Annotated in this window: 12 protein-coding genes, 1 pseudogene and 1 other annotated feature; of the genes and pseudogenes, 9 read left to right on the top strand and 4 right to left on the bottom strand. The window is 43.3% G+C overall.

What is annotated here, in order from left to right; translation table 11 throughout:
* The coding region (locus Q1Q15_RS24585; RefSeq protein ID WP_300465302.1) for a hypothetical protein at window positions 1-196 on the top strand (196 nt) is incomplete at its 5' end.
* Between the two features lie 117 nt (window positions 197-313).
* Here Q1Q15_RS24585 and Q1Q15_RS24580 read toward each other — a convergent pair.
* Window positions 314-1,033: an N-acetyltransferase gene (locus tag Q1Q15_RS24580; protein WP_300465301.1), complete on the bottom strand. Its 720-nt coding sequence runs from the start codon at window positions 1,031-1,033 to the stop codon at window positions 314-316.
* A 687-nt stretch (window positions 1,034-1,720) separates the two neighbouring features.
* Here Q1Q15_RS24580 and Q1Q15_RS24575 point away from each other — a divergent pair.
* Entirely contained in the window at window positions 1,721-2,200 is a 480-nt protein-coding gene (locus Q1Q15_RS24575; protein ID WP_300465300.1) for a hypothetical protein, read from the top strand.
* On the opposite strand, the pseudogene Q1Q15_RS24570 reads toward Q1Q15_RS24575, so the two are convergent.
* A pseudogene (locus Q1Q15_RS24570) lies at window positions 2,174-2,463 on the bottom strand (IS481 family transposase); the annotation flags it as partial. The gene Q1Q15_RS24575 and the pseudogene Q1Q15_RS24570 sit on opposite strands and share 27 nt — an antisense overlap.
* A gap of 252 nt (window positions 2,464-2,715) precedes the next feature.
* Between Q1Q15_RS24570 and Q1Q15_RS24565 the strand changes: the two are divergent.
* From Q1Q15_RS24565 to Q1Q15_RS24555, 3 genes are all read left to right on the top strand, one after another.
* Window positions 2,716-3,261, top strand: a complete 546-nt coding sequence (locus tag Q1Q15_RS24565) for a hypothetical protein (protein ID WP_300465299.1) — start codon at window positions 2,716-2,718, stop codon at window positions 3,259-3,261.
* A gap of 145 nt (window positions 3,262-3,406) precedes the next feature.
* A complete protein-coding gene (lepB, locus tag Q1Q15_RS24560; RefSeq protein ID WP_363321044.1) occupies window positions 3,407-3,916 on the top strand; it encodes a signal peptidase I in 510 nt (169 codons plus the stop codon).
* Window positions 3,910-4,410: a hypothetical protein gene (locus Q1Q15_RS24555; protein ID WP_300465297.1), complete on the top strand. Its 501-nt coding sequence runs from the start codon at window positions 3,910-3,912 to the stop codon at window positions 4,408-4,410. Before lepB ends, Q1Q15_RS24555 begins: the two co-directional genes overlap by 7 nt.
* Window positions 4,411-4,643: 233 nt before the next feature.
* Here the strand turns inward: Q1Q15_RS24555 and Q1Q15_RS24550 are convergent, their stop codons facing one another.
* Window positions 4,644-5,561 (bottom strand): hypothetical protein, encoded by a 918-nt coding sequence (locus Q1Q15_RS24550; protein WP_300465296.1) that lies wholly within the window; start codon window positions 5,559-5,561, stop codon window positions 4,644-4,646.
* A gap of 345 nt (window positions 5,562-5,906) precedes the next feature.
* Window positions 5,907-6,183, bottom strand: a sequence feature (23S ribosomal RNA rRNA prediction is too short).
* A 1,270-nt stretch (window positions 6,184-7,453) separates the two neighbouring features.
* Here Q1Q15_RS24550 and Q1Q15_RS24545 point away from each other — a divergent pair.
* Together Q1Q15_RS24545 and Q1Q15_RS24540 are read left to right on the top strand one after the other, a co-directional pair.
* Window positions 7,454-11,071 carry a GEVED domain-containing protein gene (locus tag Q1Q15_RS24545; RefSeq protein ID WP_300465295.1) on the top strand — a complete coding sequence of 1,206 codons (3,618 nt, stop codon included), beginning with the start codon at window positions 7,454-7,456 and terminating at the stop codon, window positions 11,069-11,071.
* Window positions 11,072-11,613: 542 nt separating this feature from the next.
* The gene (locus Q1Q15_RS24540; RefSeq protein WP_300465294.1) at window positions 11,614-11,985 is read left to right on the top strand and encodes a hypothetical protein; all 372 of its coding nucleotides are present in this window, start codon (window positions 11,614-11,616) and stop codon (window positions 11,983-11,985) included.
* A gap of 503 nt (window positions 11,986-12,488) precedes the next feature.
* On the opposite strand, the gene Q1Q15_RS24535 is transcribed toward Q1Q15_RS24540, so the two are convergent.
* On the bottom strand, window positions 12,489-12,824 hold the full coding sequence (locus tag Q1Q15_RS24535; RefSeq protein ID WP_300465293.1) for a hypothetical protein: 336 nt from the start codon (window positions 12,822-12,824) through the stop codon (window positions 12,489-12,491).
* Window positions 12,825-13,375: 551 nt separating this feature from the next.
* On the opposite strand from Q1Q15_RS24535, the gene Q1Q15_RS24530 reads away from it, so the two are divergent.
* Window positions 13,376-13,867: a hypothetical protein gene (locus Q1Q15_RS24530; protein WP_300465292.1), complete on the top strand. Its 492-nt coding sequence runs from the start codon at window positions 13,376-13,378 to the stop codon at window positions 13,865-13,867.
* A gap of 273 nt (window positions 13,868-14,140) precedes the next feature.
* On the top strand, window positions 14,141-15,457 hold the full coding sequence (locus Q1Q15_RS24525) for an adenylate/guanylate cyclase domain-containing protein (RefSeq protein ID WP_300465291.1): 1,317 nt from the start codon (window positions 14,141-14,143) through the stop codon (window positions 15,455-15,457).
* Window positions 15,458-15,765: the final 308 nt, after the last annotated feature.

The raw sequence follows: 15,765 nt of genomic DNA, 5'->3' as shown, positions 1-15,765 counted from the left end.
TCAAAAGCTAAAAAAATGGAAGAAAAGAAGTAAAAGAATTAAAACCAAAGAAAATCAATGTCTTAAAAATTCACTAGAAGAAAAAAAACTGGCGACAAAACATACTCGCAACACAAATAGACATATTGTGCAGATTTCATTTCCTTACAATTTTGATAAAATGAGGCTTTATGACGTACCGGATAACAAATCATAACTAATATATTTCAGATGGAAATAAAAAAAGGGATAAATGGGGTCAGAGTAAAATTATATTGAAAATAGATTAATTTCACTCTGACCCTACATTTACGGTCTATGCAGCTAATAAAGGTTAGCTGTCATGTTTTAAGTAAGCTCTTATGTTCATTTTAAATAATTCTTGGCTATGATGAAACTTCTTTTCTTTTTCTTGAAACCGTTTATCAAATTCATCTGCTTCGTTTTGATCTATATTATACGCATCACTTTGCATAATTTTCCATTTTTTATCACCAAAGAATCCTGGCTGAAGTTCAAGAACGAGTAATCCTAATGGATATTCACCATCCATGTCACTTACTTGGTAATCAATTCCGTTTTTAAAGCCATGCTTACAATAATTGTGTGGATCGCCGTAAATAATAATTGCTGGTACTCCCATATTTGCAACTAATGATTTTGTCTTTTCAATTAATGCCGAGCCAAGACCTTTTCGTTGATAATCAGGATGAACACAGAGAGGACCAAAAGATACTGTTTGAACGGTTTCTTCATCATTATTGATCAAATAGGAGTGTGTATACATAATGGAAGCAACTATTTTACCATCAAGTTCTACTACATAATCGAGTTCACTGATAAAATCTTTATGCCCACGTAGTATGTGACATAAATAGTGCTCATTACATCCAGGAAAATATAAATTCCAAAAGGCTTCTCTTGTAAGTTCTTCAACTTGGGTGTAATCGTCTTTTGTTTCTAATCGTATATTCATATCTGTTTTTTCAAATGCGGATTTGTGAATATTTTCAATTTCTGTTTGTTCTTTTTTATTTGATATTCTAATTTTCAATTTTTTTTCCTTTTTTAAATTAATTGAACAGTGTTGAAACAACAGTATTTTGAGCAACACTATTCTGACTAAATGAAATAAATTTATATAGTGAATGAAAAGTCGTTACAAATGAAAGACAATACAGAAAGGATGAGTATAATACGAGATCCAAGCGAAAAACGTAACTACACCCTATATGAAAACCTGGAAGGGCTAAACTAAAATTTTAGGCCAATACAATTCTGATTATCTTTTATCAGTAACGACTGGCACAATATCTAATAATTTAAAAAACAAAAAAATCCTATAAAAATAAATATTAATAAATTAGACGAGTTTTTTATCACTCTATCCATATCTTTGTCAAGTCTGCAAGTTCCCAAAAAAGAGAAATCATAACAAGCGGACTTATGGTATTTATGTGTCATGAGCAAAATTTTAACTTGAGCGACAACTACCAAAAGCAGTGCTGGGTCCTTAGCATATAGGCGGCTGTGGGAACTACAAATGTAGTTCTCGCTTTTTGAAAATTCTGCCGAATACAAGTTGAGAGAAACCTGTTGCGAATTTTGAATAACTCAGGACAAACATTCATAAACTAAAACCTCATTATAATAAGGAGAAATTATTAATTCTTATCATGCTGATTTGTATTGGAGGATTCGCGGTAAGTCCAATGGCCATAGCTGGTGGGGCAAGACCGCTGTGGTCGTTGTTGATGTCCAGAAGGACTTCACGACTGCCTACAGCGGCTCGCTCGCTGTGAATGGAACCGACGATGCCTTTCTGAAGTCGGTCGCCGAAGCGACTAAGAAACTGAAAGAACTTGGGCTACCCATCTACGCGACTATGGATTGGCATCCGGCCGGTCACGTTTCCTTTGCCTCACGCCACAGCGGCAAAAAAGTCCTTGAAAGCGTCTCTATAGAGGACGGTCGGACCCAAATACTTTGGCCCGATCACTGCGTACAAGGTACTGATGGCGCAACGTTACTTTTAAACGAAAAATATATTACAGGTATAATCCGGAAGGGCGAAGATGTTGATTACGACTCCTACTCCGGCTTCCAGGATGAGGTGCCCCTGATGCAAAATAAAAGCCTCGGCGGCCGATGCTCTGGCCAAACGCCAAGGCTGGATAGACCGGGCGCAACCAGGCAGTGCCAGACAGATTTCTTCGTCTAAAACCCGAACAACGCCTTTGTCGTTCCTGCCTTTGGGATATAGCGACTCAATTCGCTTGCCCCCTGATTCATAAAGCTGTATCCACCGCTGAATGGTACCCCGGCTGATACTGCTTTAAAAGAATACGGTATCTGCCATTTTCGGGTACACTTCTCCCGTAACAGCCGTTCACGCTCACCATGATCCAGCCGGATACCGTTAACGAAATCCTGGATTACACCATACCGAAATACCGCCACTTCAATTTTTCTTTGTTCTTCCATGAATCCTCCTATTAAAAATTTAGGTGATTCGAAATACTCTTCTTAAAAGCCTATTTCAAAGGCTTATGTGCGAAGGGGTCTCTTAGCGAAAGGATTCAACGATAAATTAAACTCTTCAAAAATGGTAGGAACAAAACACTATTTACATGCATTGGTGCTGGGATAATTTCTTAATCTTATTGACATCAACTTGTTTTTAATCCTATTAAAACAGCAGTTCACATAATCATAATTCTTCTTGGAGGGAAAACAGTGAAATTTTTTTATTCTATCCTAATAACGCTTGCACTAATACTCACTTTTGCGGTATTCGCTCATGCATCAGATGTGACCATGACACCCTCTAAGGTGACTAAAAAACCAATCATTAAACAACAAAACAACATAAAAAAATCGTTTTCTGTTCCTAAAGGCATTGCCGGTGGAATTCAGGATGTTTCAATTGCAGGGATGGAAATTCGTCCGTGTACACAAGGCTATAAGGCATATGTGGCCTTTCAGAATAATGTTTTAGAAGAAGGTAAGCTGTATGTAAAGTTCCAAACTTTATTGAATAAAAATGATGAACGAGGCCAATCCTGGAAACGGTCAAATGGACTTCCAATGGAAGCGGTTCGGTCCAGTAATTTATTAGGCCAACATATAGTGAGAACTCGGGAATGTAGCTCATTGCCAGGAACTCAATATATCAAAGCGTCCATCTATCATGTTGTAAACACAAGCGTTTCTGGACTGTTAGTCGCCAATCGCGTTTTTGAAATGTCGGATATTATGTCTGACACGCCAGCCGACGAATAGCTTTGATACGCTGTAAATCCTGTACTTACTGTCCTTGTTTTTCACGACAAACATCCTTTGGAAAATGGTTAAGGATGGGTTCTGATAGTGTAAAAGTACAGATTGATGCTTAAAATATCGAACTTAGGCAGAACTTAAACTTGGATTGGATGCAGATGTTTTGAGCCAAAAAATAAAAAATTTTCTTTTCCCGCCAATCACCAGGCATTATGTTTACAGGATCGTTCTTGTAGCTATCGGGGCATACTTGTTTTTTAAATTTGTATGTCTGCCGTTTAAAATACAAGGGCAGAGCATGGAACCGACGTATAAAGATGGCGGGTTCAATTTCTGTTTTAAACAGCGCTATTTTTTTTCAGAACCCAAGAGAGGGGATGTGGTGACGGTGCGGTTGGCTGGTGAAAAGGTGATGCTGCTCAAACGCATCATTGCTGTGGAAGGGGATACTCTGGCGTTTGAAGACGGAAAGCTTTATTTAAACGGGGAACAGGTGGACGAAGCATATGTCAAATATCCGTCAGACTGGGATCTTGCCGAAAGAAGTGTTAAAAAAGGCTATGTCTATGTGGTGGGGGACAACCGAAGCGTACCGGTGTATTCACACCGTTTCGGACAAACACCTTTGAAACGAATTGTCGGGGGACCGTTGTGGTGATTAATAAATGGACCGTGACAGTTGCAATCGTACTTGTGGCAGGGTTTGCCTATTATTTTTTTGTTTACGACAGCCCTAAAAAACAAATCCGGAAGCAGTTCGCGGTTCTGGCTGGAAAACTGGAGAAACAGGCCGGGGAATCCCCGTTGATTACCGCTGGTAAAGCAAAGACTGCAGCCAATGTTTTTGCACACATCTGCACCGTTGATATCCCGGAGTACGACATTCAAAAAAAGATCACTACCAAAGAGATGGCACAGCACATCCTGGCATTTAAATCCCGGCTTGCTGCGATGTCAGTAAGGTTTTACGATCTGTCCGTTGAACTGACAGGTGAAAATAGAGCGGTCGCCGCTGTCACATTAGAGATCAGGGCAACTTACACCCGAGAGGAGACTGAAGAAGACACTAAAGAGTTTGAGTGCCTTCTTGAAAAAACAGAAGACGGCTGGAAATTTTACCATATAAAAGCCGTAGAAGTCCTTGAAAAATAAATTGGACATTCAGGCTGCTAAAGGTAAATAATAAATTGCGGATGGAAACCCCAGAGTATCCCTGTGTCTCAATAAAACAAATATCAGGATAGTAAAATTTGGACCTGTTTGGTATTTCCTGTGAGTAACGAATGTATTCAGTTGATTTTAAAGACTGGAGAACCTGTTGCGCCATCAAAATTTTTCGTGCCGGCGTCACCGCCGAATGTCCCCCAGTCAGGTTGACCCCATGGTTAGGCTTCTTTGGTTTGATTTACCCTTCCTGTTTTATTTGAACCCATATGACTAATGATATAAGGTCTGTTTGTCCCAAGAAATGCATTGGTGATGCGTGATAGAAGCCAAAAAATTCCAATCGGCAGCAAGATGACCTGAATTACGAATAGTGCCACATATAAATATGATAGCTTAAGGAGATTAGATACCATATTCCCCGTGTTTTGAATCATCTCTTTTAGGACCGTTTCTAAATCGGAGGTTTTCTCACCCACAAAGTTGAAACCGTTTTTTACAGTTCCCAACACCCCATCAATTTCTGGCATGCGCATATCCTTTAAGCGCTCCATAACGGGAGAACTCATGGCAAGCTCATCTTTTACTCTGGTGATCTCCGGCGAAAAATAATTTCCATTTAAGTAGGAGCTAATGATTGAGGAGGTCGGCAGGCATAGGCGAGCAACCGCAATCAAAACGATAGACTTTAAAATTATCTCTCTTATCGTTTTGGCTCGCACGCTCTTCAACATTGTGGCCATGACGAAGGCAATCAGAAAAATGGCAATCAGTACGGGGGCAAATGCTGCACTTAGTTCATACGCGATCTTCTGTATCCCAAGTGATACTATTGCTGTAACGAGTATATCTGATGCTCGCTCCGTCATGTCATCTAATGGATCAAGAGCTTGACCTGCCGCCAGCGACACCCCAAGGCCAGCCGGTTCTATATGAATCTGAGATTCTTTTATGACGGAGACTGATGCGTTAACAACCCGGCAAACGCTATAGGCGAGTCCGGCTTTCGTGATTGCTTCGGCGAAGTAGGTATCTGCCTGTTGATCGAGATACGGAAGCTTTAAGCCGGGAAGCATGAACAGCGTCAGGGCTATCACTGCGATAATAATCGGTTTTGCTATAGCTGGATTGATTTCCACTTTATACCTTTTTCATCAACAGCCAACCACTTATTCTAATATTGATATTAAAAAAGTGGAGACTGTCCTGCTTTGAAAAGTCAATTTCAGTTGGAGAATATCCTGACTGACGTCTTGATGGCAAGGGAGAATTTAAACTTATGGATTTTTATTTTTACAAGGCGTTACTTTGATCAGTTATTGGTGGCCTATATGAAATTTGGCAGATCAAAAATTCCCTCGAAAAGCCAAACGTAAAAAGCCCTGACCATCGCAGGGATGATCAGGGCTTTTTTAAGAATTAATCTGGCGGCGTTCTACTCTCCCAAATTACCAGTCTGATTGCCGAAGAAGTGGCTAAGCCTCACGACATATTAGTACCAGTTAGCCGAACCTTTTGCCACTTGCAAGACAGGCATAACGAGCGAGCGTTTAGTCTTCAAGGGGTCTTTAGTCTATAACCTGAAGGTCACACGTAAATAGATGGGATATCTCATCTTGAAGTTGGCTTCCCGCTTAGATGCTTTCAGCGGTTATCCGTACCCAACTTAGCTATCCAGCAATGCTCCTGGCGGAACAACTATAACACCATTGGTTGGTCCATTCCGGTCCTCTCGTACTAGGAACAGATCTCCTCAACCAAATCATATAATCGGACCTACGCCCACGAAAGATAGGGACCAAACTGTTTCACGACCCAATTATAAAATCAGGCAAACCCAGCTCACGTACCAATTTAATTGGCGAACAGCCAAACCCAAGTTTTTTCTCTTGAATAAGAACGCTCCATCTTTTCTCAGTTAAGCGGTAATAACTCCATTCAGAGGTAGAGGCCCAGTCTTCACAAGGCATTTTACGCAAAAGGCCCGGATTATTAATAATAGCCCTCCCCTTTTGATCCAACGTTGGGGGAATTTCGTTATAGACATAGTCTGCACCATATCAGAATGGATATCCCTCTTCCTTTTATCTCCAATATAGCTGAATGGAATTTTGAAAAATGTAATTATACCCCATCCCATTTAGTTTAATTTTAATTCAAAAATAAATTTGCCTAATGCTGCAATCTATACTATTATGATTTCTATCTAAATTGTGCTGAATTGCAAATGGGCCTATATTCTCCGCCTATCCTCCATTCAAACCATCCAGTGATGAAAATTTTGAAAATAATAGTGAACCTTTAAGTAGCTATCCCTAAATGTTAAAGCATGGGCGTGTCTCTTGGTCATTTTTAGTAAGGGGAGGTGCGATGCGACGTACAATATTAAAATTACCTGTAGACACGCCTCTGGTGACTGTCGGCTGACTCCTGAGGCGTGGATAGAGTGCCAGCCATCCCTGGCTATTATTTTGTTTCCTGGAGATGTTTCGCCAGCAATCATTTAAAAAAAAGAGGAGAAATCCTGATTGTGCTTCCTGAAAAACATATACGGTTAATACAAACCATGATTATCATCTTGTTTCTATGCCGTCCTTTTCTTGTCGTGTTTGCCCAAACTGGGGTCATGGTTTTAACCGATAGAGCAGAGTACCAAACCGGCGAAAAAATAAATATCAAGATGACAAACCATCAGGGTAAAATTATTTTTTCGCATATTGGTGGAGAAACCGCTGTTTTTTGTATTCAACATATAGAAAAAAAAAATACGGGTGGGAAATGGAAAAGATTGTTCGCCCAATGTCAAACACCTCATTGTATCTATGACATAGATGCTCCAAGGGAAATCAAATCCGGAAAAACAGAATCTATGATGTGGAGCCCACTGATATTTGTAAACGGGACTTCCAGGACCATGCAGCCCGTTCCTGGCGTATACAGACTTTTAATTCGTTATGAGGATAACCAGAAATCGGAATGGAAGTCGGTTTACACCAATCAATTCATAATTCATTAACGGGGAGGAATAAAAATGAAAAATCAAATTTTTCAAAAAGCCGGGATGTTCATCATCGGAATAATTGTGATGATCTTGTCGTTTGGAAGCATTATTTCGGCGGGTTTAGATGACGACACCACATACTTTCCCAGGAAACCACCCGCCAGTATCAAGCTGAAAGCACCTTCGGCACTGATAGTTCCAAAGGTTTCATCAGCACCGGGATATTGTGCATCAAACGGGGGGAGCCATCTTTACGAATATATCGAGGATGTCCAGTATACCCGGTTGACAGAAGATACCATCTCTATAACGGTTGAAATCTATATCGCCAATCCCGATGCCTGTGAATCGGGCGAGGAATGCCCGCAGTATGATGACAGCCCGGAGCATGTCAACGGCTGGATCGACTGGAACGGGGATCAGGTCTTTGAAGAAAGTGAAAGAGTATTGAATATTGATCTGACCGGTTATCTTGGCATCAATTATTCCGGGACCATGTCCACGAGCACCATCGTTAGTATCCCGGAAGATGCAGTTGACACGACCTATATGCGGGTAAACCTTGGCTGGGATCATGACCCCAATGATCCCTGTGAACTGAACTGGACATGGGGTGATATCGTTGACCGGGTTGTCTCACCCAGGATGGAAGTACCTATTATCAGTGACATCACTGTGACCGGGATTCCGGATGCGAACAACCCAATGACCAGTGACACCTCCCTTGCGGGGGTTGAAAAAGTCCGGCTGGAGGCAGTGATAACCCCGGCTGACGGTTATGCCGTCACCAATATCAGCTGGTCAGGCGATATCATGGCCGGTGACGGGAATCCCTACGAGTATGTTCCGGCATCCGGTACCCACGGCATGAAGTATGTGATGTGCGCCATTACCTACGAGGATACCTCAACATCAGAGACCTGGACAGATATCAGGGGACGCAATTTTAAACTCTTTTTCAATAAAACAGGAGATGATGATGGTGACAGTGAACCCAACTGGTTTGAGTACTGGACGTTGGATAGTGCGGTTCCCAATATCAATCAATTCCTGTATGATCCCACGGCAACCTGGTACGGGTGCTATTGTTCCGGGAGTCTCTATCTTGGCAGCAGTGCCGCAGGCCAGCATTACGGCAGTGCAATCACACTCACCACTCACTTTGGAACCGAAAGTTTTGGCGGTCCTAGCGTCAAAGGGGTTGATAGTGCGGCCGAGATAATCGGTCATGAACTTTATCACCTTTGGGTGAGGGATCAATGGCAGAGTGGGGGCGATTTTCATGGGGAAGATGATTCCGACGAAGGAGTTCCATGCACCAGCTGTGATGACAATCTGCCCGATGGTTATGAAACCAATACCTCCCATACCGATCCGGATGACAAGACTGACACCTACGACCTGGAGCATAAAAAGCACAGTGATTATGAAAGATATGGTGACAATGAGTACATGGCCATGAGAGCCGGGGACGGATCACGGGGTATTGCCATCAGGGATTGGGCCAATCCAGGAAAGCAGTCTGATCCGCCTTACGGCTGTCATTCCCTGGGAGATTTCGGTCCTGTTGAGGCCCACCTCACCGGCTACTTTACGGATACGGGTGTTGATGAGGACGGAGACTCCCTCTATGATCACCTGCGCATCCAGGCAGAGCTTGATGTTGGCGTCGGGGTCATTTTCAAAGTGCTGGCCCGGCTCCTGGATCACGGATCAAACGAGATCTCTTGGGTCCGAAAGGATTTTATTCTCTATTCCGGCACCCATTTAATTGCCCTTGACTTTGATGGCGAGACCATCCGGAAAAGTGGTATTTCCGGGCCTTACACAGTCAGCTTTGTTATTAACGATGATGAGGGTATGGATGTGGATGCCGCAACCCTTGCACATGAGACTGCGGCCTATGGTTATCTGGATTTTGAACAGCAGGATGCCGCTTTTACCGGTGCCAACACGGATGAGGGAGTAGACACCAATGCCAACGGCGTATTCGACACATTGAGGATCAAGGTAGGAGTGAATGTGAAAACGCCAAAGTCCTATATTGTTGAAGGTGCACTCTATGACAATCTTGGAAAAGCTATAGAGGTTGTCAATGTTGACGTGTTTCTGGGTGAGGGTCTTCAGACCATAGACCTTGATTTTGATGCACACGCTATCAGGAGAAACCGTGTTGCCGGGCCGTATTTTCTCAAGTATCTGAGTATAAGCGGCAGCCCCCAGGTTGATTTTTTACTGGATGCCTATACCACCGGTGCATACGGCATTTCCGAATTTGAAAAAGCAGGTGCTGGCTTTAGTGACACCTATTCTGATTCCGGCCAAGACACGGATAGCGACAGCTTGTACAATACCCTTGACGTGGCAGTTAACCTTGATGTCCAGACAGTCGGGGCATACAGCCTGACCGGGTGGCTCTACGATGCCGACGGTAAAATTGTGCAGAAAACTACATCTGCCGATCTGGGTGCCGGGGCACAGACCATGATTCTGGCGTTTGAAGGAACCAGTATCTATCTCAACGGCGAAAACGGTCCCTATTACCTGAAATATTTAACACTGTACAACAGTTCTGGCGAGCTTATGGATACGATCAACGATGCATACACAACTACAGCGTATGATTATACAGACTTTCAGCGCCCCTTGATCGGCCTGACCGGCAGCTATGTCGATTCAGGCGTGGATTCGGATGCAGACGGAAAATATGACAAACTGGTTGTGGACATCGGCGTTTTCCTTTCTGACTCCGGGTATTGTGTTGCCAAGGCCAGGCTGACAGATGAGGATCAAAAAGAAATCGCCTGGGCAGAGAAGATCGTGCAGTTTGAGTCTGACGGTGCCGGGACCATCCAGTTGGAATTTGATGGGGATGCCATTTACAACAACAGTGTTGACGGGCCGTATATCCTCAATGACATCTATATCTATCATGTAGGAGATCCAACCCGGCCTGCATACCGCCATGAGGCTTACACGACCGCTGCATATGCATATTGTGATTTCGGACCCTGTCCGCCAAAAGCGGATGCCGGACCGGACAGAACTGAACCTGTCGGGACGGCCTGCCTTGCAGCCGTTACCCTTGATGGATCCGGTTCTGATGATCCTGACGGTGGCCTGGGCCTGACTTACACCTGGACATGGTCTGTGGGCGGAGAGGCATTTTCGTCTGAGGGAATGGCGCCGGTTATTGAACTGCCCCTGGGTATTCACACCATAACCTTGGTTGTGAATAATGGTATTATGAATTCCGAACCGGATTTTATCGAAATCACAGTGATAGACAGCACTTCGCCGACAATCAGTGTTTCAGCAACACCTGATGTGTTATGGCCTCCCAACCACAAAATGGTGGCAGTCTCCCTTGCGGTGACGGTTCAGGATAATTGTGATCCGGCGCCAACTATTATTCTGACCTCAGTTGTGAGCAGTGAACCGGATGAGACTCCTTCTGGAGGCGACGGTCATACCAGCAATGATATCCAAGGGGCAGAGATCGGAACTGCAGACTATGAGATCTATCTCAGATCCGAAAGAAACGGAAAAGGAAGCGGTCGGACGTATTTGGTCGATTACATGGTAATAGACAGCTCCGGTAATACCGCCACATCAAGCGTTGAGGTTAGGGTTCCGCACAATAAATAATATTGGAAAAAGTAGGCACTCATGATTAAGAAAACTGTTTTAGACAATGGCGGCAGATGTATAGATAACGATAGCCGGATTTTTATATATTGCGAATATACTCTTGCGAGAAGATCGGGTGAAAACCGGGGGGGGCTGGATTCGATATACACTGTAAATTAAGATAACAATCAATCAAAAAGTATAGGCAGAGTCATTTTTGGCTCTGCCTATTTTATTTATACGCTCTCCCCATACACCCTGGATTTCGATTACATTATATGAACTAAAAACAGCATCCTATGCTATCCTTCCATATTCCAGTTGATAATATAAAAAGATCATTTTTCCAGAATCCCCAGATTTTGATTTTAAATAATCCTGTTACTCTCCAATAAAGAGTAAGCTAACAGGTCCTTTCTGAATCAATTATATTTTTACCTAAGTCGAGTTGTTGAAATTTCTTTACTGCTTTTGAAAATATTGTTATTAAATCTTTGTTCGGTTTCAGTCTTTTTTTGTAGAATTTTTGACATAACTACCGATAGTGAAAGGACTCATCTATGAATCCAATTCTGCTTTATATAGCATCCGCAATAACTGGTATTTGGGGGGTCGCTCATCTTTTTGCAACAAAAGGAGTGGTTGCAGGTTTCGGTAATATTTCGACAGATAATAGACGAATCATCACAATGGAATGGATTGTTGAAGGAATCGCTCTCCTTTCTATTGGTGCATTTGTCGCCACAGCAACAGTTATACAACCAGAAGCACCTACTTCCTCAGGGATATACGCAGTGGCAATTATTACGCTGGTGGTGCTTGCAATCGTTTCATTGTTCACCGGTTTTAGGATTGCATTTCTTCCGTTCAGGCTGTGTCCTTTTATTTTTAGCCTTTCAGCAGTGCTGATCGGTGCCGGTGCATGGCTATAAATTAGTAAAGGTTAATTTCCTCTACAAACATAGCAACGGTATTACAATATACCGCTATCATGGTCGATTATGCTGGGCGTTAAGCTTTATTCTCTGACAAGTTTCATACAGGGTTTCGTCCTGTACTAATCTTATTAAATATAACAAATTTATAGCTGCTGATTTTAGAATATTATTTTTCAGGGCTTGAACTGCTGTAAAGTGAATCTCCAATAAAGAATATTTCGACATATTCTTCCAGGTTAAACTATATTTTCACCTTAGTTGATTCTTTGAAATACCTTTACAGAAATTTGAAATATTGGTACGGAATTATTTTTTCTGCTTTTTTAATTCATTTGGTCAAATATCATTCAAATTTACAAGATATGCGGACCGTTGATTAACTTATTGGCATCATGAAAGAAGGGGCGCCTTTTAATGGGCGCTCCCCAATTGTTTGAACAAAAATCGCTCCACCGCCCTGTGGTACAAGGGCTGGCGCTCTAACTATTCAATTAAGATCAATCAACACAATATTCGATAAAATACCAATTACAGGCCACCTTTACACCATCTGGGTTCACCCAGTATTTGACCGAAATTTTTTCGTCCACATCGGGCATAGGGAAAGTAATAGGAGTTTTGAAAGCGTTCGTGTAGTCAAGCACGATTGTACGATAAGCTGTAGCGGTGACGCAGCCTTCCAAGATATTGACGCAGGGGTCATAAAAATCAGGCTGGCCAGCATCATCATTTTGGTTATAAGTGTTCCGTTCTTGTGCAAAAACAGCCGGCACTGCAACGAAACTCATTACGATTAATACGATCACAAACAAGCTTTTGGTAGAACTCTTCATGGTGCATCTCCTTTGGTTTTGCATTTTTCTGTTTTTCTTCAGCCTTGAATTTCTGCTGCCTTCAAGACCCTTTTGTACTAACGTTTGCACTCCAACGAGTGGAACGACGCCCATTTTATTTTATCATTGTAAACTTTTCCTCACCTCCCTTCGGTTTAATTCCATATGAACCAATAAATAAAAATCGTGAGTTTTCTTTTCGAATAACGTATGAAAGGTAAAAAGGTTACAATTTATTTTTTTTGGAGGGGATCTGCAAAACCATCGACTTTTGGAAAATCAGGGTAATTGCTGTCAAATCTTGAATTGTGAATAAAAATATAACATTCCATTAACTCAATATCTTAGCCTAACCAGAAAGTGGAGCAGACGGCAATTATCTCGCGGATCAGACAATATTCGCTTTTCTGATTTCAAAAGCAGTTTTTAGCTTTCCAACTATTAATGCCGCTGCTCACCTGCGCGTTAACCAGGACACCGGGTGCGGGGTGGACAATCGACTGATTATATGTTACCGCTTAGAGAAACAATGAAGAAAGGAGGAGGAACAAATGCCGATTCATTTCAATGACCTGGACGTCGTTTCTGAAGCTGCAGGACTGAGTTCCGCCTTGATAGTCCCCTGCTATATGTGTCCTGCAGTGTCTGTAGCCGTACGAGAGAATAAGCCTTTCATTCAGTTCTTTAGAAACTTCCTGAAGTCGGCACCTTTCGGACAATATATGACGGCACTGCAATCTCGATTAAAAGAACACGGCGTGAAAACAAAAGTGTTCAAGAGCATTCCTTCCCACGAATGGTTTATGTGCATGTGGACTTCAGGAAAACGGAAGAAGCTGCAAAAATGTGCAGGTCAGCATGATGCTGTAATAGTTTTGGGCTGCGACTCCGCTACCGAAACGGTACGCGGTGTGGTCAAATCAATTGACTGCAAAGTGATCGAAGGCATGGAAGTTGCCGGGATTATGAACGCACAGCTAAGGTTCCATCTGCCAGGGAACGTCTCGTTTGAGAACTGCAAGACAGTTCCTATATCCCAGTAGAGAAAAACTAAAACATGTCGGGGGACACGGCATCCATGTGTAAAAAGAGCTGTAATTCTCGCTTCGCAAGCTTGCTGAGGAATAGAGGAATTTTCTGGAACAGAACACTTGACGGCCTAACCAGCAGCCGAGGAGCCCCGGGCCAAGCCGATGATGCCTGACGCAAGGTTCACATCTGCAATGATTTAGGCTGGTGAAAACAGTGTCTCCTTTTGAGCAAATGTAAACTGAACAATGTCGTTTGTTGAAGTATTAAAAAGGAAAGTTTTGCAAATGGAGCAAATACGGACCCGTTATGCCAAGAACAGCGATATACACGTTGCTTATCAGGTTTTTGGTGAAGGTGATGTTGACCTTGTCTTTGTGCCAGGGTTTATCTCTCATATCGAGAATTACTGGGATGAACCGAATTTGGCACGATGGCTGCGAAGACTGGGAAGTTTTTCTCGAACAATCTTGTTCGATAAGCAGGGCACAGGTCTTTCAGACCGAGTCAGTAAACTACCAGGCTTGGATGTACGCATGGACGATGTCTGCTCAGTCATGGATGCAGAGGGAATAGAGAAAGCAGCAATATTTGGGATATCGGAAGGTGGATCACTCGCTACACTATTTGCTGCCTCGCACCCTGACCGGTCCCGGGCTTTGATTCTCTGTGGAGCATTTGCCCAATTTACGTCCTGGATTCCAACCCAGGAAGCAATGGAAAACTTTTTCCAATATATAGATAACGATTGGGGCAGAGGCGAAAGCCTGCAGATGTTTGCTCCAACCATGGAGAACGATCCGGCATTCAAACAGTGGTGGGGTAAGTTCGAGAGACTTGGCGGAAGCCCCGGAGCTGTAAAAACTCTCATTCTCATGAATAGCCAGATTGACATTGCCGATATTCTGCCATCGGTTAATGTGCCCTCTCTGGTAATTCATCGAAGAGATGACATTGCGGTAGATGTTGAAGCCGGCCGACTCCTTGCCGAATTGATGCCAAATGCAAAATATATTGAACTCTCTGGGGTTGACCATATCCCGTGGGTTGGCGAAAATTCCAATCAGATTCTCGACGAGATGTCTATATTCCTGACCGGTGATTGGCCACCAATGGAGACTGAACGTATTCTGACCACTGTCCTTTTTACAGACATTGTGGAGTCAACCAAGCGTGTAGTGGGCATGGGTGACCAGAGATGGCGAATTCTCCTTGAGCATCACCACGCCATTGTTCGTGAAGAGCTGAAACGCTTTCGGGGCCAAGAGATCGATACTGCAGGGGATGGATTTTTTGCTATTTTTGACAGGCCGGCACGCGCGATTCACTGCGCCTGTGCAATCCGAGAGGCTGTAAGGAGTCTTGGAATTTCGATCCGGGCGGGTTTACATACTGGAGAGTGTGAAGTGTCTGCCGGAAAGGTCAGTGGAATCGCAGTTCATATCGGGTCGCGCGTGATGGGGCACGCTGGTCCTGGCGAGGTTCTCGTCTCAAGTACAGTCAAAGACCTGGTGGCTGGATCCGGTCTGAGTTTCATCGATCGTGATGTGGTTACCCTGAAAGGTGTCCCGGGTGAAAGACGTCTCTGTCTTGTAGAACAATGAATTTGAGACTGCTAGTCCTTGAGAATAAGCCCAACAGCAAGGAGCCCTCTATTCCTGAGCCTATAACGAGGGCTTGCTTATGACGTCTTATAACCTCCGTTCCGGACATGGTTGGACCTAACATGGCAAATTAACTCGGATGCAAATTCCGCTGCACTCCATTTACACCGGTTATTTGCAACGTTCACGGCGGCTGCGCCGCCGTGAATCGCGGTGCTGACTTCGTCCAGCTCCTTGTTCCGTCGCTACGCGCCAGAACAAGGAGCTGGACCGGACACCGCACACCGATCAATCAAACTATCGTTTGC

Source organism: Desulfobacula sp. (genome assembly GCF_030145145.1).
Classification (GTDB): Bacteria; Desulfobacterota; Desulfobacteria; order Desulfobacterales; family Desulfobacteraceae; genus Desulfobacula.
The sequence above is the reverse complement of the archived record's forward strand: the minus strand, read 5'-3'. Positions and strand labels throughout refer to the sequence as shown.

Coding starts and splice junctions, on each gene's coding strand:
- Q1Q15_RS24545 (WP_300465295.1), top strand. CDS start 7,454: ATGAAAAATCAAATTTTTCAAAAAGCCGGGATGTTCATCATCGGAATA.
- Q1Q15_RS24540 (WP_300465294.1), top strand. CDS start 11,614: ATGAATCCAATTCTGCTTTATATAGCATCCGCAATAACTGGTATTTGG.
- Q1Q15_RS24535 (WP_300465293.1), bottom strand. CDS start 12,824: ATGAAGAGTTCTACCAAAAGCTTGTTTGTGATCGTATTAATCGTAATG.
- Q1Q15_RS24530 (WP_300465292.1), top strand. CDS start 13,376: ATGCCGATTCATTTCAATGACCTGGACGTCGTTTCTGAAGCTGCAGGA.
- Q1Q15_RS24525 (WP_300465291.1), top strand. CDS start 14,141: ATGGAGCAAATACGGACCCGTTATGCCAAGAACAGCGATATACACGTT.